We start from the raw sequence: 23065 nt of genomic DNA, 5'->3' as shown, positions 1-23065 counted from the left end.
CGCCTGCCCGTCGCGATGGGACGCCCGACTTGCCGCCCACAACCGCGCAACGTCGGCCCGCCGGGACCGACGACGCCATCAGGCCGTCCGAACCGCAGCACGTTCGCCCGATACCGGCAGATCGCGGCTGCCGTTTCCGGGCCGAACTTCCCGTCGATCTGCAATTCCCGTTGCCCCGGTATCTGCGACCGTGCCCCGCTCGACAACATTTGCACGGCACGAACATCAGCCGTGCGGTTTGGTCGCGATGGACCGACCGGAGAAGCGATCATCATACTTCGATCTCCGTCCTAGCCACTGCAACATCCTCTCGTCGCCGCAGATGGGCGTCGCGGCGGATGCCAGCCCCGCCCGCGCCCAGCCAGCCACTCCACCCCAGCCGCGTCGCGCCGTCCAGCCGGGCCGGCGTCGCATTCGCCGCATCGATCTCCAGCGCTACGTCCCATTCGAGATGGCTGGGGGCAAAGGCGTCGAGCGCCTCCGACAGCACCGCGAAGCGGCTGCCGGCCGGCAGCAGCGCGGCATAGTCCGCCGCCGACCGCGCGCGGATCACGACCCGGAACGCATCGTTCACCACCTTCGCGCGCGCGCCCAGCATCACCTCGTCGCCCAACCGCGCGAACTGCCGCCCCAGCCGGGTGCGGTCGTCGTCATCGATATCGCGCCAGCGCGGCTGATATTCCTCGATCCGCACGGCCTGTCCCAGCAGATGCGTCAGCGCGTCCTCGATGGCGCCCGCGCTGCGCCGGCCAGCGAACAGCGCCGCGTAATGGACCCGCCCCGCCGCCGGAAACGCCGCGTCGGGTGGCACACCGTCCCCTGCACCGCTCAGCCGCGCCAGCCCGACCGCGAAACGGTCGTCCTCCGGCCGATCGGCCTGCGCCGCCGGCTGTGAATCGCTCCACGCGCGAAAGAAGAACTGCAGCATCCGCCCGGCCAGCAGGTCGAGCCAGCGACCGAACGGTCGCGAGCGGGCATAGCGCCGCTCGAACGTCGCGAACTCGGTCATGTGCTGCGGCAACGGCCCCATCGGCCCGGTCAGCCCCAGCCAGTATCCGCCTACCCGCGCCCGCCCGCCGCGAACCTCGACCTCCGCCAGCGTCGAATCGGGAAACGCGAGCGAAGGCACCTGCGTCAGGTCGGCGACGCTCTGCGACGGGCGTCGCGCGCGACCGACCCGGGGCAGATGACGTGCCCGTGCTTCGGCCCCTCGGATGATCGGGAACAGGCCGAAGCGCTTGGTATCGGCCGCCGCGGCGGCGAGGAAGGTCAGATGGTCGGACGCCGACCGATCCTCAGCGGCCATCGCTGAAACTCCCCTTCGTTGGCGCTTGCGACCCAGGTTTCGGTGAAGCTGTTGATGCTGCTGAATTCGGCGAGGAAGCGTTCGAGCACCGCCGAGAACAGGAACATCCGTCCCTTGTCGAACGCGGCGTCGTCCAGCGTCAGGTGGATGCGATGCCCGCGCGCGATCGACATGCGGTCCATGCCCGGCACCCGCCGGGCGATGCGTTCGGAACGGATCGCCATGACGCCATCGACCTGTCGCCGCGACGTCGCATCGTCCTGCCGCCCGTACAGCGCCAGATGATCGCGCAGCACCCCCGGATCGTTACCGTCCTGCGGCGCCAGCGTGGTGTAGTTGGGCGTCAGGTGACCGATCAGCCGCCACGCGGCGTCGCCCAGCCCCATCGGCGTCTGCGGCTTCGTCGGCGCACGCAGCACGCTGACGGTCCGCGCCGGTACGCCCGACACCGTGAAGTGATGCTCGCCGCGAAAAGTCAGCAACTCGGGCAGTTCGCGATTGGTGACCAGCGCCCGCACCGCCAGCTCGTCCACCCCGTCCAGCCGCGCGGCGTCACCGGGCGAAGTCAGCGCGATCCACGTCTCGGTGCCGGTATATTCCCCGCGCCGCCGCAACCGCCGTTCGCGCGTCGACAGCCGGCGCGGCCGCAGCTGCGTGGTATAGAACAGCGCCTCGTTCCAGTCGTACAGCAGCGCGCCGGGCGCATAGAGCGGGGCAACGGTGCGTGCGTCGACGTTGTTGGCGGCATAGGCCTGCACGTCGAGGATGCGGAACACCTCGTAATCCAGCGGCCGTGCGCGGTCGGGGACGACGTGATGCTCATGCTCGAACCGCGACACGCGCACGCGCCCCAGCTGCTTTTCGAACAGATTGATCGCCGGCGTCGCGAACAGGCGGAAGTTCGATGGGTCGAGCGCATTGTGCAGGATCTGCGCCGATCGCGAGAACAGCAGCACCACGTCGCACGCCGTCGGGCTGACGCGGAACGCGCGGCCCAGCCCCTTCAGGTCGACGAACAGGAACCGTTCGGGACAGGCGAAATATTCGGTCAGCAACCGATAGCCGCGAAACGAGCGGAGTTCGGGCGGCAACAGCGCCTGATCGTCGTCGAACCCCACCTGCCCCGGCGCAGGCAGGCGCATCCATCCCTCCGGTCCCGCCGCCGCATCGGCTGACCGCGCGATCGTCGCCACCGTCTCGCCCACGATCTGCCGGTACAGTTCGGCCGGCACCGCTTCCGATCCTGCGAGATAGATCGGCAGCGCCTCGGGCAGCACCTGCGGCAGCGCCGCGCCGCCCGTGGTCTCGAACCGCAGCCGCAAACCCGCTTCGGCGCGTACGTCGGCGGCGGTGGCGAACGGCGCGACCGCGGCGCGGCTGGGCAGATATTCGGCCTGCGTGATCTTCAGCGGCCACAGCGTCACGTCGTGGCCGGTGCGGAACTCCACCGACACGCCGTTCTGTTCGGTCGCCGTCGCCACCAGCGGCGTGCCGCGCGGCACGACATAGCCCTTGGTCAGGATCGGGTCGCCGTCCTTCGGCGCGAAGCCCGCGATGCACATCGACGGCGTTGGCGCGAGGTAATGCGGCTGGACGGCATGGAGCAGGTGGTGGGTGAATTCGGGATACTGGTCCGCGATCTTCAGCTGCACCCGCGCGCCCAGATACGCGACCCCCTCCAGCAGCCGTTCGACATAGGGGTCGGGATCGGTCGGGGTCTTCAGCCCCAGCCGTCCGGCCACCGCCTCATGCTCGGTTCCGAACGCGCGTGCCTCCTCGCGCAGATAGGCGAGTTCGTCGTTGTAATAGCGCAGCAGGCGCGGATCGATGCCGGTGGTCATGCCGTCATTCGCGCACGTTGACCGACGCGGTTTCGGCCTCCACCTCGGTGCGGAACTTGACCGGCATGGTCTGCGCCGCCGCGGTGATGTCGCCCTGGATCAGATAGGTCAGCGCATGGGGATCGCCCGGGTCCTCGACCGGATCGACCGACAGCCCTTCGCGCGACAGCCGTGGTTCGAACAGCCGGATCGCCCGCCGGATCTCGCGCGCCCGCGCCAGTACCGCCCGCCGATCCAGCGTCCGGCCGGCAAGGTCGCTCAAACCGTAGTTCAGCACCGACTCGCGCACGTGCGGATAGGCTTCGAGGTCGACCAGCGATTCCAGATTGGTGGTATTGAACAGCCACGCCAGATCGCGGCGGATCGTCGCCCGCAGCGCGGATTCATTGAACCGCTCCAGCCTGGGCACCGAATAATAGCGGAATTTCTCCCGCGCGACGGCAGGCGCGGCATCGTCATTGTCGCGCATCCCCGAGATATCGAGGTCCGCCACCAGCTTGTCGTAGAGCGTCGGCGTCAGCCGCTGCCGGACCGCCACCGGGTCAGCCGATCTCGATCGTGCGGATCGAGAGCAATCCGCGATCCTCACCGTCCGACGCGGTCCACAGCCGCTGGCCGACACCATGCCCGTCGTCGCGCCACCCGGTCGCCCGCGCGGCAAGCTCCGCCGGATCGTCCGACAGGTCGGGATAGCGCGTCGGCAGCAACGCCGCGACCCGCGGGCCGGCGTTCAGCGTCAACTCGACCGGATACCAGACGATATCGCGCAGATCCCTCGGGCCCTCCGCCTTGATCTTCGCCACGGCATCGAACGGCAGCAATCCATAACGCCCGCCGATGATCGCCTCGATCACCGGGCCGAAGCGCGGATCGGCATCGGCGATCCAGTCGACCGCGACACCGTCGATCGTGCCCGGCGTATCGGGCGCCGCATCGAATGCCGCCGCGCGAACGTCGTCGGCCTGGCCGGTCGCACCGGTCGCCGCCAGTTGCAAAGCCCCGGCAACGCCGTCCGCCCAATCCGATCCGCCATGAATGACGGCGCGCTCGCGTCCGTCCATCACCGCGGCCCGCGTCGCTTCCGCATCGATCGCCTGTCCATAGACGACCGCCAGCATCTGCGCCTCCGGCGACAGCTGCGCCAGCGCGGCCAGATGGGTCCTGGCCTTGGCCCAGTCGCCCTGCACCGCCATCAGCTGAAACAGGAACAGCCGGGTGGGAACGTGACCGGGGTCGGACTTGACGACTTCGACCAGAGCGCGGCGCGCCCCGTCGAAGTCGCCCGCCCGCAGCAGGTCGTCGGCCTTGGAACCAGTGCTGACGACCGCTGCCATCGCTTAGCCCGCCTCGTTCTGGCGGATGTCGTAATAGGCGGTGACGACACCGCCGTCCTTGCCACCCTGCGCGTTCTGCGCCTGATAGTCGAACGTCACCTTCGCGCAGTTGAACGTGACCGATTCCATGATCGCGTCACCGCCCGAAGCACCGTTGTTGTGGATGTCGGACACGATGATGTCCTCCAGCCTGATCTTGTAATAGGTCAGCGCGTTGTTACCGTCGCCGGCCTTCTGCGAATAGATGATCGCTTCCTTGATGTGCTTGCCCGACGCGCAGTGCTTGAACAGCAGCGGCGACGACTTGTCGACTTCCTTCTGGATACGGATGTCGGAGATTTCGGCCTTGCCCGCGCCACCGCCGGCACCGCCGCTGTGGAACGAACCATGCTGCACGGCGCCGAAATCGAACGAGATGATATCGATTTCGCCCTGGTGGTTCTTCTTCGAAGATTCACCCTGAACACCGTCAATTTTCAGAAACAGATCGACTGCCATTGACTTACTCCCGTTACAAATCGTGAAAGCCTCGACGAAAAATGTCCCGTCAGGCCTTGGGCAAGCGTGAAACCATGCTCAGCGCCACATCCATCCCTTCGAGCTGGTAATGCGGCACGAACATGAACTTCCCCTTGTAGTACCCCGGGTTCTCCTCGTCTGGGATCACCTCGATCTTGGCCTGCTTCAATGGCAGGCGCGCCTTGGTTTCCTCGTTCGACGTCGTCGGCGAACCGTCGACATATTGGAGGACCCAATTGTTGAGATCGCGCTGAAGCTGGTCGGCCTCACGCGATCCTCCGACCCAGTCGCGCACCATGCACTTCAGATAATGCGCAAAGCGGCAGCTGGCGAAGATATAGGGCAGACGAGCCGACAGGTTTGCGTTGGCGGTCGCCTCCTTCTTGTCATAAGTGGCGGGCCGGTGGACGGTCTGCGCGCCGATGAACGTCGCCTGGTCGGTATTCTTGCGGTGGACCAGCGCCATCAGCCCGGCGGCGGACAGTTCCGCCTCGCGCCGGTCGGAAATGGCGATCTCGGTCGGGCATTTGTAGTCGATGCCGCCCTCGTCGGTCGGGAACGCCGCGGTCGGCAGTTCCTCGACGGTGCCGCCCGATTCCACGCCGCGGATTCGCGTGGTCCAGCCATAGGTGTTGAACGCCTCGGTGATGCGCGTGCCCATCGCATAGGCTGCGTTCAGCCACAGGTGATGGTCGTGCGCGCCGCCGGCATCCTCCTCGAAATCGAACTCCTCGACCGGTTCGGTCTTGGCGCCGTACAGCGGCCGGCCCAGGAACCGCGGCAGGGTCAGCGCCAGATAGCGGCTGTCCTCCGACGCGCGGAACGAACGCCATGCGCCGTAATCGGTCGCATCGAACAGCTTGCCCAGATCGCGCGGGTTCGACAGCTCGGTCCAGCTGTCCATGCCCAGCAGCGACGGCGCCGCCGCCGCGATGAACGGCGCATGGCTCGCCGCGCCGATCCGCGACAGCCCGCGCATGACCTCCAGATCGGGGGCGCTGTGATCGAAGCTGTAGTCGCAGACGAACGCGCCATAGGGCTGGCCGCCGAGCTGCCCGAACTCGTTCTCGTAGATCTTCTTGAACAGCGGGCTCTGGTCCCACGCCGCGTCGCGATACTGGCGGAACATCCGCCGCGCCTCTTCCTTCGACATGTTCATCACGCGGATTTTCATGTCTTTGCCGGTCGAAGTGTTCATGACGAGGTAGTTGAGCCCCCGCCACGCCGATTCCATCGCCTGGAATTCGGGATGATGGATGATCTGGTTGATCTGTTCGGTCAGCTTGCGGTCGATCGCCGCACGCATCGCGTCGACCGTCGCGAACACGTCGCCGCCGACGATCTGCGCATTGGTCAGCGCCTGTTCGGCGAGCGTCTGCACCGCCTGTTCGATGCGCGACCGGCGTTCGTCGGTCGCGGGCTTGAACTCTTTCTGCAACAGCGCCTGGAAATCGCTCACCTCGCTGGAGGTTGCGGGCGCCGTGTCGTTGATCTGGCTGAAGGCTTCCTGGGCCATGGTCCGCTCCTGTTCGCTACGGGGTTCAGGCCTGGGGTGCCGACGGGGTGCCGTCGGCGTCGGTACGTGCCGCGGCACGTTCGGCGAGCAATGCCTTCAACAGCGCCGGGTCGTTCAGCACCTTGTCGAGCAGGTCCTGCGCGCCGTGCTTGCCGTCCATGTACGACAACAGGTCCTCCAGCTGGGTCCGCGCTTCGAGCAGCTTGGCGAGCGGCTCGATCCGCTTCGCGATCTGGCCGGGGGAGAAGTCGTTCATCGAATTGAGCGTCAGGTCGACGCTGAGCTTGCCCTCACCGGTCAGCGTGTTGTCGACGGCGAACGCGACGCGCGGGGCGATCGCCTCCATCCGCTGGTCGAAATTGTCCATGTCGAAATCGACGAACTCACGGGCTTCGGCGGCCTTCTTGTCCTTCAGGCTCTTGCCCGACAGGTCGGACATGACGCCCATCACGAACGGCAACTCGACCTTCTGGCGCGCGCCATAGGTTTCGACTTCGTATTCGATATGCACCCTGGGCTTGCGGTTTTCCCGAATGAAACGCTGCCCGCTCTTGATCGCCATGTATCCGCATCCCTTTCGCCCGTTTAGGCCTGAACCCAAATTCCGTACCGGCAGCTCGATATCGCCCCGGTACTTACATCAGGTCTGAATCGCCGCCCTCTTCGCTTCTGGATCGTAATACGCTCAAGGCCTCGTTTCGGCTCCCTGGCGCAATGTCATCTAGGATCGAAACGAAGTCCATTGTGATCCACCCCTTGATTCGGACGAGTGCTATCGGAATCGGGCTGGATGGTTCGACTCGCGCATAATATTCGACGATGGAATCGATTGCCCGCGCCACATCGTCGCGCGACGCGATCCTGCCCGGCGCCGATCCCGCCGATCCTGCGGCGATCGCCGACGCATCCGCCGTGCCGTCGGCGGCGTCCTGCGACGTCGCCGGTTCTACGACGAACGGCCGCATCGCGGCGACGATCGAATCGATCGTGTCATAGGTCGCGGCGAAATTGGTGCCGGTCTGCCCGACCAGTTCGGCCTGATCCGACAGCACGCGATCGCTGCGCAGGATCGCGGCGCGTATCTGTTGCAACTGGTCGCGCTCCCGCGCGATGACGTCGACCGGGGTATCGGCCAGCGCCGCGCGAAACTGGCCATAGCCTTCCGCGGAAGCCCCTTCGGCAGCGAAGCGTTCGAAATCCCCGCCCGAGAAACTACCGAGCCGCGGGTGGTCGATCAGCGGCACGCGCCGCAGCGGCGCCAGGAACTCGCCGATCCGCACGAGCGATTCACACGCGCCGCGGCGACCCTCGATCCCATATTCCTCCAGCGAGGGATGCGAGCTGTCCCAGAAACGCTCGAGATAACCGGCGAGCAGGTCGAACGCGTCGCCGACCACGTCGAGCCGACCGGCGCGCGCGCCGGCGCGGGCAAGATAGACCGCCAGCCACAGATCGCGGGTCCGCTCCATCTGTTCGACGATGGCGCGCACGGTCGCATCCCAGTCGACCTCGTCGGCCGGGCCGGAGAAAGCCTGCTCGATCGTCTCGCGCGACGAATCGTACGACAGGTCCGGGCCGGCCGGCGCCTCGTCCGACACCGGCTGCAACAGGGTTTCCCGGTCGATCATGGTCACGGCCGCTGCCGGCGCGATCAGGAAATCAGCTCGGCTTCGACCCGCCGGTTCGCGGGGCTGGAGGCACTTCGTCCCGGCAGCGGTTGCGCCGAGCCGAAGCCCCGCGTCTGCAGCCGGCGCGGCTCGACACCCTGCGCGATCAGATAGTCGGCGACCCGCTGCGCCCGGCGGACGGACAGCGGCACGTTGATGCCCCGCCCGCCGCGCTCGTCGGTATGCCCCTCGATCAGGAAGCGGCTGCCGCGCAGTTCAGGCATCAGCAGCGACTGGGCAAAGACCCGTGCCGACGCCTCGCCCGCCGGGGTCAGCCGGTCGGAATTGAGTTCGAACCCGATCATCAGGTCGGCACGGCGTCCCGTTTGCGGACCGGCTGATCCCGGATTGGCGGTCGGGGCGGCGGCGGCATAGCCGCGCGTGCCGACGCTGCGGCTGGTCCGGCCGGCGCGTTCGGCGACCGCGGCGCTGCGCGTCGCGCGGCGCTGGGTACGCGCGACCGGTGCCTGCGTCGCCGGGGCGGCGTCCGATCCCTCGCCCGGGCGGGCGAGGCGGAAACCGCGGGTATCCGGCGCGTCGCGGGTGATGCGGTCGGTGGTGGAACCGTCGCATTTGCCGGCGAAGGTGCAGAGATATCCCTCGACGGTGGGCGTCCGTGCGGCCGGCGCCTGCCCGGCGATGGCCGGAGTCGCGATCAAGGCAGCCATGGAAACCATTGCGATGCGTAGCGTCATAGTCTCGTCCCCTTCCGGTTCCGATACGATTAGGCCCCCGCCCGTTGCCACATTCTAGCCGCGATTCGCGATGGATCACAATCCCGAAACGACCGTTTCGTTTTCCAAGGCATTGTACGGGATCGGGACGGCCGGTAGGTTCGCGGGCGAGGACTAGGCAGTTCAGCCGCGGATCGCAGGCTGTCGCACACAGGAGTAACCGGTGGCGGATGCAGGGCAACGGCTCACCCAGATGTCGATCGACGTCGGTGACGAACAGGTCGTATTGCAACGGATCGAGAGCGAGGAGCGGCTCGGCCGTCCCTTCGTGGTACAGGCGACGATCATCTCGCCGCTCGAACTCGACCTCTATCCCCATCTCGGCAAGCCTGCCGGGCTGGCGGTGCTGGAGGACGGCGAACTGCTCCGCCGCTTCCACGGGCTGGTGACCGCCGGCGAATATGTCGAGGAAAAGCCCGACGGCCATCACTACCGGCTGACGATCGAGCCATGGACCTATTATCTGGCGCAGAACCGCCAGATGGCGATCTTTCAGGACAAGACCGCGGTCGAGATCATCCAGACGGTGATCGAGGGGGCCGGGGTGCAGGACGTGGACTATACCCGCCTGTCGAAGCCGCGCGTGACCCGCGGCTATACCGTCCAGTATCGCGAGAGCGACTTCGATTTCGTGTCGCGGCTGATGGAAGAGGAAGGCATCTACTATTTCTTCCGCCACGATGCCGACCGGCACGTGATGGTGCTGTGCGAAGGGCCGGCGTCGCACCAGCCCGGCAACCCGCCGCAGTTGCGCTTCAACGCCAACGCGATGTCGGTGTTCACCGCCAATTCGAAGAGCCGCTTCGACGCGCCGCGCGACATCCTGCAAACCTGGGTCGAGAAGGTCGCGTCGAGCGGACAGGCGCGGGTGACGGTTCGCGACTTCGATTTCGAATCGCCCGACCAGCCGCTGGCCAGCGAATCGATCGGACAGGGCGGCCATCCGCGCGACGACCGCGAGATCTTCGTCTATCCGGGCCGCTATACCCGCGAGAAGACCGGGCGCGGCGATCAGGAACAGACCGGGCGCGAACGGGGGCAGACGCTGCTGGATGCGCAGCGTGCCAACCGCCGCGTCTTCACCGGCACCAGCCAGGCATCGGGCATCACCACCGGCCAGCGGCTGGACGTCGCCGATCATCCCGCCGACCGGTTGAACGGATCGTACATGGTGATCGCGGCGACGCATTCGATCGCCGCCGAAGCCTATCGTTCGGGCGAGCAGGAGGACGAACAACCCTATAACGTGAAGTTCGAGGCGGTGCCCGCCGACACGGTGTTCCAGTCGCCGCCGCAGACGGCGCGCCCCCGCGCGCAGGGGCTGGAGACCGCGCTCGTCACCGGCCCGACCGGCGAGACGATCTATACCGACGAATATGGCCGGGTGAAGATCCGCTTCCCGTGGGACCGCGCCGACACGCCGGGCGAACGCTCGACCTGCTGGGTCCGGGTGTCGCAGACCGGGGGCCTGGGCAACGTGATCCTGCCGCGCGTCGGGCACGAGGTGCTGGTCGACTTCCTCGACGGCGATCCCGACCGGCCGATCGTGATGGGCCGCGTCTTCAACCGGTCGCACATGCCGGTATACGACCTGCCGGCCAACAAGACCCGCGCGGTCTGGCGCACCCTCACCTACGGCGCATCGGGTGAATATCCCGAGACGGAAGCGCTGGATAGCGGACAGACCCGTACCTCGAACGAAATCCGGTTCGAGGACAAGGGCGGACAGGAAGAGATGTTCATCCACGCCGAGCGCGACATGAACAGCCGCGTCCGCTTCGACGAATCGCGCCATGTCGGCCATAATCAGGATCGCCGCGTCGGGCTGGACCGCACGACGAACATCGGGCGCGACGATACGAACACCGTCGGTCGCGACAGCACCAATACGATCAAGGGCAAGCGCCAGACCCATGTCATCGGCACCGATTCACTGCTGGTCGATGGCGCACTGTCGATCGAGTCGAAGACGTCGATCACCATCCGGGTGCAGAATTCGCAGATCACGATCGGGCCAAACAGCATTTCGATCCAGTCGCCGACCGTCGAGATTCAGGCGAACCAGACCGCCGTCATCAATGCGGGCGAAGCAACGGCGATCAACGGCAAGGCGACGCTGCTACTGAACGGCGGCCAGACCAACATCAATCCCGAAGGTCTGGACGGCAACGCGTTCGGCGGGCCGGCGAACCTCGGCCCGGCGGCGGGAGCCAGCGGCGAATGACGTTGCGCCTGTCGATCGTCGGTGGCCCGGCGGGCGGTACGTCCGGCAGCCTCGAAGTCGACCGGCGGACGGCGACGATCGGGCGTGCCGATGGCTGCGACTGGGTGTTGCCCGACCCGACGCGGCACCTGTCGTCGCGCCATTTCGAAATCCGCTTCGACGGCAGCGACTATCGCCTGACCGATCGCAGTACCAACGGCACCTTCTTGGCTGACACCGGCCAGCGGGTAACGCCGGATCATGTGGTATGCGACGGGGACCGGTTCACCGCGGGCCCGTTCACGATCGTGGCCAATGTCGAAGCAGCGGGCGGCGGGACGACGAACTGGCGCGGCTGGAACACCGAACCGACCGCTGCACCGGCAACGGACGATGGCTGGAACCCGGCAGCAGCGTCGGGCGCGGCAGCGTCGGGCAGCGCAAGTTCGGGCTGGGGACCGCCGCCGTCCGCGGGCCGGTCGGGAAGCAGCGGATGGCAGCCGCAGACCGGACCGTCTCTCGCCCGACCCGAAGCGCATCGCGCCGCGGCCGGATGGGATCGCGCGGCAAGCGCCGACGTGCGGCAGGACAATGCTTCGGGCTGGGCCGCTCCCGCTACCGCCGCCGCGCCGGTCGTATCGACATGGGACAGCGCGACGCCGCCACCCGATCCGGCGTCCGCGTGGTCGAGCGCCGCGCCGGATCGTCCGGCGGCGCCGTCGCCCGACGACCTGTGGGGCCGCATCGCCGAGGGAAATGTCGTCGACTGGGCACGGGGCGGTTTCGGCCAGCCGGTCGAGCCTCCGCGCGATCCGCTGGGCCTGTCCCCGCCAGCGCCTGCGCCTGCGCCGCCGCAGGTCGCGCCCGCACCGCCGTCGCGGACCACGACCTGCGCGCCGGCACCGGCACCCTCCGACGCGTTCGTGCAGGCGCTCGGCATCGATCCTGACCGACTGGACGACGACGCGGCCGAACGCGGCGCGCTGCTGTTCCGGCGGCTGGTCGCCGGGCTGGTCGTGATGCTGGAGGCGCGGGCACGGGCCAAGGCGCAGCTGGGCGCGGAAGCGACGGCGTTCAGCCCCGACGGACACAACCCGCTGAAGTTCGCGCGGACCCCAGACGATGCGCTGGCGATGCTGCTGGGCGCGCCGCAACCGGGTTTCATGCCGCCCGACCGCGCGGTCGAGGATGCGTTCCAAGACCTGCAATCGCACCAGATGGCGACGCTGCGCGCGATGCAGGGGGCGTTGCGCAACACGCTGGAACGCTTCGCCCCGTCCGCGATCCGGGCCCGGGCAAAGGCGGGCGGCGTGCTGGAGCGCGTGTTGCCCTCCGCGCGCGATGCCGCGCTGTGGCAGGCCTATGAACGCGAGTTCGGCGGCGTCGCGCAGGGATCGGACGAAGCGTTCCTCGACATGTTCGCCAAGGAATTTCGCGAGGCGTATAACGGGCAGGCGCGCTCGCCACGCTGACGCCGCAGCGTCAGGGCCGTGCCGCCTCGCGCTGCCGGACCGGCGCCGCGATCGATGCGGTGCCGACCGCTTCGCCCACGATCAGGATCGCGGGGTCGCTCGCGCTGATCGCCTCGACCAGGAATGCCAGCGAGGACAGCCGGCCACGGATGATCCGTTCGTCGGGCAGCGAGGCGTTGACCACCACCAGCACCGGCGTATCGGCGTCGCGCCCGGCTGCCAGCAACTGCTGCGTCACCGTCGCCGCCGCGGTCCGCCCCATATAGATGCCGAGCGTCGCTTGCGGATCGGCCAGTGCCTGCCAGTCGAGGACGAGCGGCACGCCGGCCTGTGCGTGCGCGGTCACCAGCGTCAGCCGCCGGGCGACGCCGCGCAGCGTCAGGCTTGTGCCCGCAGCGGCGACCGCGGCACTGGCGGCAGTGATGCCGGGACAGATACGGACGGGAATGCCCGCGGCGTGGCATGCGGCGACTTCCTCCGCGGTTCTGCCGAAGACCGCCGGGTCGCCGCCCTTCAGCCGGACGACGCGCTGGCCGGTCGCCGCCGCCGCGACGATCAGCGCGTCGATCGTCCCCTGATCGCGCGAATGGCGGCCGGACCGCTTGCCGACGCTGACCCGTTCGGCGCGCGTCGGGATCAGGTCGAGGATGCCGGGACCGACCAGCGCATCGTAGAAGACGATGTCGGCCGCTTCCATCAGGCGCAGCGCCTTGCGGGTCAGCAGGTCGGGATCGCCGGGGCCCGCGCCGACCAGCCATACGCTGCCGGCGGGGAAATCGTCATGCGGCATCGGTCTTCTCCTGGGCAAGCAGACGGGCCAGTGCCGGGCGGCACGACCCGCAATTCGTTCCGGCGCCGATCGCCGTACCGATCGCGGCGACATCGGTCAGGCGCTGGTCATGGATCGTCGCGACGATCGTGCGCAGCCCGATGTCGAAACAGGCGCAGACAATCGGCCCACGATCGGCCTGCGCCCCCGGCGCGCGTCCGGCGAGCACCGTCGGCGCCACCTGCGGCGCGCTCAGCTGCGCGATCAGCCAGTCGCGGGTCGGCAGTACGCCCCGTTCGGTCAGGAACAGCGCCGCGACCAACCGGCCACCGGCCAGCACCGCGACGCGACGGGTGCCGCGCGCATGGTCGACCGCCTCGATCCGCTCGCCGGGTGGCAGGCAGGCGTCGAGCCGCAACGGATCGCTGTCGCCGGCGAGTTCCCACAGGCTGCCCGACGGGACGGCGACGCGCGTCGTCCACAGGCAATCCGGACGGCGTCCGGGCTCGCCCGCGACGATCAGGAACCCGCGCCAGCGTGTCGCCACCGCCGCGATGCTGGCGGGGGTCGCCTTGAACCCCGGCTGGCCCGAAATCGGATCGGCCAGCGGACGCGGGAGCAGGCCGGTGCGGCCGCCGCTCGACGTGCGATCGGTCCAGTGGATCGGGGTGAACAGTTCGCCCGGACGCTGTGCGTCGGTCACCTGCGCCCGGTAAAGGCTCTCGCCCTGCGGCGTCGCGACCCGCGCGAGGCCGCCGGCGACGATCCCCAGCCGCGCAGCATCGTCGGGATGCACCTCGACCAGCGGTTCCTCGCGGTGCCGGGCGAGTTTCGGCGCGAGGCCGGTGCGCGTCATGCTGTGCCACTGGTCGCGATAGCGCCCGGTGTTGAGCGTCAGCGGCCAGTCCTTCAGCGGCGCGGCGATCGGCTTCTGCACGACCGGCACCAGCCGCGCGCGGCCATCGGGCGTCGGGAAGCGGCCATCGGCGAACGGCGTACCGCCCCAGCGGAACGGGACCATCGCGTCATAATCGGCATTTCCGCCGCCGCCCCGCCCGGCGAGCGAGAACAGCCGCGCGCCATCGTTCTGATAGGTCGACAGCCTGACATGCTCGCGCCAGATATCGGCGGGTCGGTCATAGCTGAACGGGGTCTTCCACCCCATGCGACGGGCGACTTCCTTGACGATCCACCAGTCGGGTTTCGCCTCGCCGGGCAGCGGCAGGATGCTGCGCTGGCGGCTGACCGTGCGGTCGGAATTGGTGACGGTCCCGTCCTTCTCCCCCCACGCCGCGGCGGGCAGGCGGACATGGGCGTGGGCGGAGGTATCGGTGTCCGCGATCACGTCGCTGACCACCACGAACGGACACGCCGCCAGCGCCTCGCGCACGCGCCCGGCATCGGGCATCGACACGGCCGGGTTGGTCGCCATGACCCACAGCGCCTTGATCCGCCCTTCCCCCACCGCGCGGAACAGGTCGACCGCCTTCAGCCCCGGCTTCGCCGCGATCGTCGGCGATGCCCAGAAGCGCTGCACGCGCGCCCGGTTTTCCTCGGCGAAGTCCATGTGCGCGGCCAGCGTCGAAGCGAGCCCGCCCACCTCGCGGCCGCCCATCGCGTTGGGCTGTCCGGTGATCGAGAAGGGCTGTGCGCCGGGTTTGCCGATACGGCCGGTGGCGAGGTGGACGTTGAGGATCGCGTTGACCTGATCGGTGCCGGACAGCGACTGGTTCACGCCCTGGCTGAACATCGTCACGGTGCGCGGCGTGGCGGCGAACAGTTCGTAGAAGCGTCGCAGGTCGGCGGCGGGCACGTCGCAGGTCCGTGCGACCGACCACAGGTCGCTGCCCGCGCCGGTCCGCTCCCAGAAGTCGTCGGGCCCCGCTACGTTACGGTCAAGGAACGTGGCGTCGAGCGCGCCCGCCTCCCGACACCATGCCAGCAGCCCGTTCATCAGCGCGACATCGCTTCCGGGCCGGATCGCGAGGTGCAGGTCCGCCTCGTCGGCGGTCTCGGTGCGGCGCGGGTCGATCACGACCAGCTTCGCGCCCGCTTCGCACCGCGCGCGGATGCGTTGATAGACGATCGGGTGGCACCACGCGGTGTTGCTGCCGACCAGTACGATCAGGTCGGCGGCGTCGAGGTCGTCATAGCTGGCGGGCACGACATCCTCGCCGAACGCGCGCATATGTCCGGCCACCGCGCTCGACATGCACAGTCGCGAATTGGTGTCGATGTTGGCGCTGCCGATGAAGCCCTTCATCAGCTTGTTGGCGACGTAGTAATCCTCGGTCAGCAACTGGCCGGAGACGTAGAAGGCGACGCTGTTCGGTCCGTGACGGGCGATCGTCTCGCGAAACCGCCGCGCGACGAGGTCGAGCGCCTTGTCCCACGACGCGCGGCGCTTGCCGATCATCGGGTGGAGCAGGCGTCCTTCGAGGCCGACCGTCTCGCCGAGATATGTGCCCTTCGAACATAACCGTCCCCGATTGGCGGGGTGGTCGGGGTCGCCCTCGATCCGGACGCTGCGCTCGCCGGTGGCCGTGGCGAGGATGCCACAGCCGACGCCGCAATAGGCGCAAGTGGTCCTTATAGTCATGCATCCTCTCCGGCACGGGGAGGGAGACCATCCGCAGGATGGTGGAGGGGGATCTCGCCGATCGCAGCAGTTGCGGTGGAGGAAGCCCCCCTCCACCACCGCTTCGCGGCGGTCCCCCTCCCCGTGTCGGGGAGGATATTCACGCTGCAGCCTGCAAGGTCGAGGCGCGGCAGATCAGCACCCGCCCGCCGCTGACCTTCACCGGCACCGTCGGGGTGCAACCCCGATCCTCGCCGAGCGCCTCACCGGTCGACAGGCTGATCCGCCAGTTGTGCAGCGGGCACGCCACCGCACCGCCATGGACGATCCCCTGGCTCAACTTGCCATGCTTGTGCGGGCAACGGTCGCGCAGCGCGAACACCTTCCCCTCGCCGGTACGGAACACCGCGATGTCGTCGCCACCATCGACCTGCACCGTCCGGCTGCCGCGTAGCGGTATCTCCTCGACCCAGCCGATATCGAGCCATTCGCCCGCCAGAAGATTGAGGGTCATGCGATTTCTCCCACAGGCTGGAAGCGCGCCATCGGCGCATGGTGTTCGCGTTCCGCACCGGCGACGCGCGCCGCCCACGGATCGTCCTGACAGAATTGCTGCGAGAACCGGAAGCGTGCCGCCAGCGCGGCGCGTTCGTCGGCATCGGGCAGCAGCCGCGACTGGACATGGGCCAGCCCGACCCGCTCGATCCACGGCGCGGTGCGCTCCAGATAGCGCGCCTCCTCGCGGTAGAGCTGGATGAAGGCGGCGCACATCTCCATCACCTCCGCCTCGGTCGCGACCTTGCACAGCAGGTCGGTGGCGCGGACCTTGATCCCGCCATTGCCGCCGACGTGCAGTTCGTAGCCGCTGTCGACGCAGACGATGCCGAAGTCCTTGATCGTCGCCTCGGCGCAGTTGCGGGGGCAGCCCGACACCGCGATCTTGAACTTGTGCGGCATCCACGATCCCCACGTGGCACGCTCGATCCTGACGCCCAGCCCGGTCGAATCCTGCGTGCCGAAACGGCACCATTCGCTGCCGACGCAGGTCTTCACCGTCCGCAGCGACTTGCCATAGGCGTGACCCGAGACCATCCCGGCGGCGTTCAGGTCGGCCCAGACGGCGGGCAGATCCTCCTTCCTGATCCCAAAGATGTCGAGCCGCTGGCCGCCGGTGACCTTGACCATCGGCGCATCGAACTTCTCGACCACGTCGGCGATCGCGCGCAGCTCCTTCGGGCTGGTGATCCCGCCCCACATCCGCGGGACGACCGAATAGGTACCGTCCTTCTGGATGTTGGCATGCATCCGCTCGTTGACGAAGCGGCTCTGCTGGTCGTCGACGTAATCGCCCGGCAAGGCGCACAGCAGATAGTAGTTGAGCGCCGGGCGGCACGACGAACATCCGTCCGGCGTCGACCAGTGCAGCCTGTGCATCACTTCGGGGATCGCGCGCATCCCCTGCGCGACGATCTCCCGCCGGACGTCGTCGTGGCCGAAGCTCGTGCATTTGCATATCGTCTTCGGCCCGGCCTCGACCTCGCCGCCGAGCCGCAGCGCGAGCAGGCTTTCGACGATGCCGGTGCACGAGCCGCAGCTCGCCGACGCCTTGCAGCCCGAGCGGACCGCGTCGAGGCTGTGCGCCCCGCCATCGATGCACGCCAGCACCTTGCCCTTGGTGACGCCGTTGCAGCCGCAGATTTCCGCTCCGTCGGAAAGCGCCGCAACGGCCGCCCTAGGGTCCGCCTGCCCCCCTCCCGAGGCGAAGGCCTGGCCGAAGATCAGCGCATCGCGGATGTCCGCGACGCTCTCGCCGCGCCTGAGCAGGTCGAAATACCAGTTTCCGTCGGCGGTATCGCCATAGAGGACCGCGCCGACGATCCGGTCGCCCTTCACCACGACGCGCTTGTAGATGCCGCGGCTGGCATCGCGCAGCACGATGTCCTCCGCCCCGTCGCCGCCCGAAAAGTCGCCGGCGGAAAACACGTCCAGCCCGGCGACCTTCAGCTTGGTCGAGGTCGGCGCGGGACGATAGCCGGTCGGCGCCTCGACCAGTCCGTCGGCCAGCGCGCGGCACATGTCCCATAGCGGCGCGACGAGGCCGTAGACCTGCCCGTCATGCTCGACGCATTCGCCGACCGCGAGGACATGCGGATCACTGGTGACCATATGGTCGTCGATCTGGATGCCGCGACCCACGGCGAGCCCAGCCTCCCGGGCCAGCGCGACCGAGGGGCGGATGCCGACCGCCATGACCACGAGGTCGGCGGGAATGTCGGTCCCGTCCTTGAGCCGGACCGCCTGTACCCGCCCGTCGCCGACGATCTCGGCGGTGTCGGCGCCGCACAGGATCGTCTGCCCGCGTGCCTCCAGCGCGGTCTTGAGCAGCCAGCCCGCCGCCTCGTCCAGCTGCCGTTCCATCAGCGTCGGCATGATGTGCAGCACGGTGACGTTCATGCCGCGCAGCGACAGGCCGTGCGCCGCCTCCAGCCCGAGCAGCCCGCCACCGATCACGACCGCGCTGCCGCCCCCCTTCGATCGACCGGCTTCGGCCGCCGCCAGCATATGCTCGACATCCTGCATGTCGCGGAAGCTGACGACGCCGGGCAGGTCCTTGCCCGGCACCGGGATGATGAACGGGTCGGAACCGGTGGCGATCAGCAGCCGGTCATAGGCCAGCGTCAGCCCGCTGCGGCTGGTCACGGTCCGCGCCGCCCGGTCGATCGCGATGACCGGGTCGCCGCTCAACAGCGCGATGCCGTTGTCGGCGTACCAGTCGAGCCCGTTGATGACGATCTCGTCGAACGTCTTTTCGCCCGCCAGCACCGGCGACAGCATGATCCGGTTGTAGTTCACCAGCGGTTCGGCACCGAAGATCGTCACGCGGTAGCGTGTCGGATCGCGGGCCAGCAACTCCTCGACTGCGCGACAGCCGGCCATGCCGTTGCCGATCACGATCAGGTGCTCGCGGGTGTCGCCGTCCGGCGCGTGGATAGGTTCCTGTTTCATCGTCATATCCTTCGCAGGTCAGATCCGCACGCCGTCGGCCGCGCCCCAGCTGCGCCGCCACTGGCCCTTGACCAGCAGCAGCCCGGCAAAGGCGATGAGCGCGAGCGTGGCGAAGATCAGGAAGCCCGGGGCGAAGCTGCCGGTCCATTGCTTGGCGATGCCGAGCGAGGAGGCGAGGGTGAAGCCCCCCACCCCGCCGGCCATGCCGACCAGCCCGGTCATCACCCCGATTTCGGCGGCGAAACGCTGCGGCACCAGCTGGAACACCGCGCCGTTGCCGACGCCCAGCGCCAGCATCGCCGCGACGAACAGCGCCAGCGCAACCTCCATCGTATCCGCGCTCGCCACCCCGGCCAGCGCGGCGGCGGCGGCAAGGAACACGACCGTCAGCGCCTTCACGCCCCCGACCCTGTCGGCCAGCGCGCCACCCATCGGCCGCACCAGCGACCCGGCGAACACGCAGGCGGCGGTGGCGTAGCCGGCATGGATCGTCGACAGCCCGAACCGGTCGGTGAAATAGATCGGCAGGCTGGCGGCAAGCCCGACGAACCCGCCGAAGGTGACGGCATAGAAGCCCATCAGCCACCACGCGTCGGCCTCTCGCAGCGGCATCAGATATTCCATCAGCCGCTTGGGCGCCGGCGCGTCCGGCGCGTCCTTCGCCATCGCCATGTACACGAAGAAGACGAGGGTCAGCGGGATGCACGCCAGCCCCAGCACCGCGTTCCACCCGAACAGCTTGGCGAGCACCGGCGCGAACAGCGCGGCGAGAACCGTGCCCGAATTGCCCATGCCGGCAAGACCCATCGCCTTGCCCTGATGCTCGGGCGGATACCAGCGGCTGGCGAGCGGCAGGGCAATCGCGAACGATGCCCCGGCAAAGCCGAGGATGACGCCCAGCGCGAGCGTGCCGGCAAAGCTGGTGACGCCCATTGCCCATGCGATGGCCAGACCGACGATGACGATGATCTGGCTGATCGCGCCCGAGCGCTTCGGCCCGATCCGGTCGACCAGCAGCCCGTTGACCACGCGCAGCACCGCGCCGGCCAGCGTCGGCACCGCGACCATCAGCCCCTTCTGCGCCGGGGTCAGCCCCAGCGTCGCGGCGATGTCGGGTGCCAGCGGACCCAGCAGCACCCACACCATGAAGGCAAGGTCGAAATACAGGAACGCCGCGATCAGCGTGGGACTGTGCCCGCTGCTCCAGAAGCTGTCGGGTGCCGTATCCTTCGTCTCTTGCCAGAACGTCGTCGCCATTCCTGCCTCCCTGAGCCGGAAATGAAAAAAGCCGCCAGGACGGCGACCCTGTCGGGTGCGTCCTGGCGGCTTCGTTGCCTGTTCGGAGTGCCGGGCGCTGCCCGGCTATCCGCGGTGCATCCTCCCCGGCGTTGGAGAGTGTCGCGCCGTTATTTCATGCCCGACTCCATTGCCGGGCTGATGCAAAGCTGCCCTATCCGGGCCGTTCGCACAAGCACCTTTCGCAACCGCAGCAAATTTGCCGTAGGATCATGGCATTGTCGCGAGATAGCCCGCAATGTCGTCGGGATCGAACGAACGCCCGTCGAAGAAACGGTCGTTGCCCAGCATCAGTCTGCCCTGCGTCGATCCGGCGCCGATCGGCGCGCCCAGCGCCCCCTCCAGCTTGGACGACGCCCCCGGCAACACGGCACCCGATCCGGCCAGCGCCGCGCGGTACAGGTCGGGGCGGAAGGTCGCGGCGGCGATCGCCGCGTCGTTCGCGTCGTACGCGCGCCCGTCCCACCGCGTCATCTGCGCATACAGCCATGCCGCCTGGCTGCGCCACGGGAAGTTCGCCGCCTCGCGGTGCTGGAACATGAAGTCGGGATAGTGGATCGGCGTGCCGCCGGACACCAGCCGGATGCGGTCGGTGATCGCGCGCTGGATCGCGTCGGGCGACGCGTCGAGATAGCGGGGCTGCGCGAGGATCGCCGCGCTGGCATCCGCCGTATCGGGGCGGACGAAATGCTCGGCGGCGGCATGCAGCGCGCGGATGAGGCGAAGCGTGGCGTCACCGCGATCCTCGGCGATATCGGCGCGCATCGCCAGCACCTTTTCGACGCCGCGCCGCCAGATCTGGGCGGTCGCCAGCGCGATCCGCCCGACGCCGCGATCGACCGCGATCGAGTTCCACGGCTCGCCGACGCAGATGCCGTCGACCTCGCCCGCCGCCAGCGCGTCGGCGGCGAAGGTCGGACTGGTCACCACGATCTCGACGTCATCATCCGGGCGGATGCCGACCCCGGCCAGCCAGTAGCGCAGCATATAGTTGTGGCTGGAATAGCGATGGACCACGCCGAAGCGCAGCCGCCTGCCCTCCGCCGCCCGCGCAGCCGCCACCGCGCGCAGGGTCGCCCCGACCCGGTAGGGATCGCCCAGCGTATCGCCCAGGCCGCAGGCATCGCCCAGCGCCGTCGAAAAGGTGATGGCGTTGCCGTTCAGCCCCAGCACGAACGGCACCGCCATCGGCGTCGCGGGCCGGTCTCGTCCCAGCGCCGTCGCGATGGCGAGCGGCGCGACCATATGCGCCATGTCGGTATGGCCATAAAGCAGCCGGTCGCGCACCGTCGCCCAAGTGACGTCGCGCACGAGGTCGAGCGACAGCCCTTCCGCCTCGGCAAAGCCCAGTTCGTGCGCGAGGATCGGCAGCGCCGCGTCGACCAGCGGCAGGAACCCGATGCGCAGGCGTTCGGTGCTCATGCCAGGTCCCCCATCACCGCGTCGCTCGTCACGATCGCGTTTGCGACCTCCGCGATCCGCTGGTTCGATTGCATCGCGTGGCGGCGCAGCAGCGCATAGGCCGCCGGTTCGTCGATCCCGCGCCGCCGCATCAGGATCGCCTTGGCCTTGTCGATCGTCTGGCGATCGCTCAGCGCCGTGCGCGCCTCGGCCAGTTCGGCCTGCAACCGCGAGAACGCCTGGAACCGGCGGATCGCGACATCGAGCACCGGCTTGATCCGCTGCTTGGCGAGGCCGTCGACGACATAGGCCGACACGCCGGCATCGACCGCCGCCAGCGCGGACTCCGCGTCCGACTGGTCGACGAACATCGCGATCGGCCGGTCGAGCGCGCGCGACATGGCGAAGAAATCCTCCAGCAGGTCGCGGCTGGGATTTTCGAGGTTGATGAGCACGACTTCGGGCGCGCACGCCTCGATCTGGCGCGCCAGCGGGCCTCCCGGATCGATCACGACCTGATCGGTAAGGCCCGCCTCGCGCAGTCCTTCGGCGATGATGGCCGCGCGCGTGGTGCTGGTGTCGATGATCGCGATCCTCACGAACCAGTCGCCTACAACCGATCGCGCGCGACAGCCAGCCCCCCTTCTCGTATAGCGTCGCGCGACCTCCTTCTTCAGCCAAGAACCGATCCATGCCCGGCGACACCGAAATCGAAACCATGTTGCTGGGGCCGCTGGTGCCCGGGCGGACATGCGGCGAGTGTACGGTGTGCTGCACCGTGTTGACGGTGAACTCGCCCGATTTCGCCAAGCCGGCCGGTGTGCCGTGCGGGCACCTGACTACGCAGGGGTGCGGCATCCATGCCGTCCGGCCGACGATCTGCCGCACCTGGTTCTGCGCATGGCGGCGGGTCGCCGCGCTGCCCGATGCCGCCCGCCCAGACCGGTCGGGGCTGCTGGTATCGATGAACTTCGTCGACCGTCCGGCCAACATGTTCGAAGGCGTGTCGATCCTCGTCCGGCTGCTGCCGGGCAGCGACGCGATCCGCAGCGGCCTTGCCGCGCGACTGCTCGATACGCTGTGCACGCAGCTGGTGCCCGTGTGGTTCAGCGACGGGGCGGAGAAGATGCTCATGCATCCGGCCGCCGACGTCGCGAAGGTGGTATTGTCGGGCGCGCCGGCGCCCGGCCATCTCGCCGAAGAGGTCGCCGCGTGGCGCGAACGCTATGCCGTGTTCGACGCCGGCTCGATGTCACCGACCGCCGGCTGATCGCTGCAAACGATACCATCCGCGCGGAATGTGTCGTTCGTGCATCAGCGGTTGATAATGTTCACATCCGATCGTCCGTAACGCTTGACACTCCCCCGCACCCCGGATGAGTGAACGTTCTCAATATGCGCACAAAATAGTAGCGCTAACATG

General features: G+C 68.3%; 19 protein-coding genes. 3 read left to right on the top strand and 16 right to left on the bottom strand.

Annotated elements, in window-relative coordinates; all coding sequences use genetic code 11:
- Window positions 1-271 precede the first annotated feature (271 nt).
- From tssG to QLH51_RS07485, 9 genes are all read right to left on the bottom strand, one after another.
- Entirely contained in the window at window positions 272-1306 is a 1035-nt protein-coding gene (gene tssG / locus QLH51_RS07525; RefSeq protein WP_125655718.1) for a type VI secretion system baseplate subunit TssG, read from the bottom strand.
- Window positions 1270-3147, bottom strand: coding sequence for a type VI secretion system baseplate subunit TssF (gene tssF, locus QLH51_RS07520; RefSeq protein ID WP_125655720.1), 1878 nt, complete (start codon window positions 3145-3147; stop codon window positions 1270-1272). The genes tssG and tssF overlap by 37 nt, the downstream gene beginning before the upstream one ends.
- A gap of 4 nt (window positions 3148-3151) precedes the next feature.
- Window positions 3152-3685 carry a type VI secretion system baseplate subunit TssE gene (gene tssE / locus QLH51_RS07515; protein ID WP_125655722.1) on the bottom strand — a complete coding sequence of 178 codons (534 nt, stop codon included), beginning with the start codon at window positions 3683-3685 and terminating at the stop codon, window positions 3152-3154.
- A gap of 4 nt (window positions 3686-3689) precedes the next feature.
- Complete coding sequence (locus QLH51_RS07510; protein ID WP_125655724.1) at window positions 3690-4481, bottom strand: type VI secretion system accessory protein TagJ; 792 nt, start codon at window positions 4479-4481, stop codon at window positions 3690-3692.
- A gap of 3 nt (window positions 4482-4484) precedes the next feature.
- Window positions 4485-4979 (bottom strand): Hcp family type VI secretion system effector, encoded by a 495-nt coding sequence (locus QLH51_RS07505; RefSeq protein WP_125655726.1) that lies wholly within the window; start codon window positions 4977-4979, stop codon window positions 4485-4487.
- 49 nt (window positions 4980-5028) lie between these two features.
- A complete protein-coding gene (tssC, locus tag QLH51_RS07500) occupies window positions 5029-6516 on the bottom strand; it encodes a type VI secretion system contractile sheath large subunit (protein ID WP_125655728.1) in 1488 nt (495 codons plus the stop codon).
- A 25-nt stretch (window positions 6517-6541) separates the two neighbouring features.
- A complete protein-coding gene (tssB, locus tag QLH51_RS07495) occupies window positions 6542-7078 on the bottom strand; it encodes a type VI secretion system contractile sheath small subunit (RefSeq protein WP_125655730.1) in 537 nt (178 codons plus the stop codon).
- 73 nt (window positions 7079-7151) lie between these two features.
- Window positions 7152-8144: a type VI secretion system protein TssA gene (locus tag QLH51_RS07490; protein ID WP_241217892.1), complete on the bottom strand. Its 993-nt coding sequence runs from the start codon at window positions 8142-8144 to the stop codon at window positions 7152-7154.
- A gap of 23 nt (window positions 8145-8167) precedes the next feature.
- Window positions 8168-8851, bottom strand: coding sequence for an OmpA family protein (locus QLH51_RS07485; protein ID WP_164516090.1), 684 nt, complete (start codon window positions 8849-8851; stop codon window positions 8168-8170).
- Between the two features lie 259 nt (window positions 8852-9110).
- Between QLH51_RS07485 and QLH51_RS07480 the strand changes: the two genes are divergently transcribed.
- Complete coding sequence (locus QLH51_RS07480; protein ID WP_125655736.1) at window positions 9111-11141, top strand: type VI secretion system Vgr family protein; 2031 nt, start codon at window positions 9111-9113, stop codon at window positions 11139-11141.
- Window positions 11138-12592, top strand: a complete 1455-nt coding sequence (tagH, locus tag QLH51_RS07475) for a type VI secretion system-associated FHA domain protein TagH (RefSeq protein WP_125655738.1) — start codon at window positions 11138-11140, stop codon at window positions 12590-12592. The genes QLH51_RS07480 and tagH overlap by 4 nt, the downstream gene beginning before the upstream one ends.
- 10 nt (window positions 12593-12602) lie before the next feature.
- On the opposite strand, the gene cobA is transcribed toward tagH, so the two are convergent.
- The 7 genes from cobA to QLH51_RS07440 form a co-directional block, all read right to left on the bottom strand.
- Window positions 12603-13382 carry a uroporphyrinogen-III C-methyltransferase gene (gene cobA / locus QLH51_RS07470; protein ID WP_125655740.1) on the bottom strand — a complete coding sequence of 260 codons (780 nt, stop codon included), beginning with the start codon at window positions 13380-13382 and terminating at the stop codon, window positions 12603-12605.
- Window positions 13372-15960 carry a nitrate reductase gene (locus QLH51_RS07465; protein WP_125655742.1) on the bottom strand — a complete coding sequence of 863 codons (2589 nt, stop codon included), beginning with the start codon at window positions 15958-15960 and terminating at the stop codon, window positions 13372-13374. The genes cobA and QLH51_RS07465 overlap by 11 nt, the downstream gene beginning before the upstream one ends.
- Window positions 15961-16099: 139 nt before the next feature.
- Entirely contained in the window at window positions 16100-16453 is a 354-nt protein-coding gene (gene nirD, locus QLH51_RS07460; protein WP_125655744.1) for a nitrite reductase small subunit NirD, read from the bottom strand.
- Complete coding sequence (nirB, locus tag QLH51_RS07455; protein WP_125655745.1) at window positions 16450-18945, bottom strand: nitrite reductase large subunit NirB; 2496 nt, start codon at window positions 18943-18945, stop codon at window positions 16450-16452. The genes nirD and nirB overlap by 4 nt, the downstream gene beginning before the upstream one ends.
- An 18-nt stretch (window positions 18946-18963) precedes the next feature.
- Complete coding sequence (locus QLH51_RS07450) at window positions 18964-20202, bottom strand: nitrate/nitrite transporter (protein WP_125655747.1); 1239 nt, start codon at window positions 20200-20202, stop codon at window positions 18964-18966.
- A gap of 249 nt (window positions 20203-20451) precedes the next feature.
- The gene (locus tag QLH51_RS07445; RefSeq protein WP_125655749.1) at window positions 20452-21663 is read right to left on the bottom strand and encodes an ABC transporter substrate-binding protein; all 1212 of its coding nucleotides are present in this window, start codon (window positions 21661-21663) and stop codon (window positions 20452-20454) included.
- Complete coding sequence (locus tag QLH51_RS07440) at window positions 21660-22241, bottom strand: ANTAR domain-containing response regulator (RefSeq protein WP_125655751.1); 582 nt, start codon at window positions 22239-22241, stop codon at window positions 21660-21662. Before QLH51_RS07440 ends, QLH51_RS07445 begins: the two co-directional genes overlap by 4 nt.
- A 92-nt stretch (window positions 22242-22333) precedes the next feature.
- On the opposite strand from QLH51_RS07440, the gene QLH51_RS07435 reads away from it, so the two are divergent.
- On the top strand, window positions 22334-22912 hold the full coding sequence (locus QLH51_RS07435; protein WP_125655753.1) for a YkgJ family cysteine cluster protein: 579 nt from the start codon (window positions 22334-22336) through the stop codon (window positions 22910-22912).
- The last annotated feature ends 153 nt before the right edge of the window (window positions 22913-23065 follow it).

The organism is Sphingomonas sp. 2R-10 (assembly GCF_030062225.1).
GTDB lineage: Bacteria > Pseudomonadota > Alphaproteobacteria > Sphingomonadales > Sphingomonadaceae > Sphingomonas.
The sequence above is the reverse complement of the archived record's forward strand: the minus strand, read 5'-3'. Positions and strand labels throughout refer to the sequence as shown.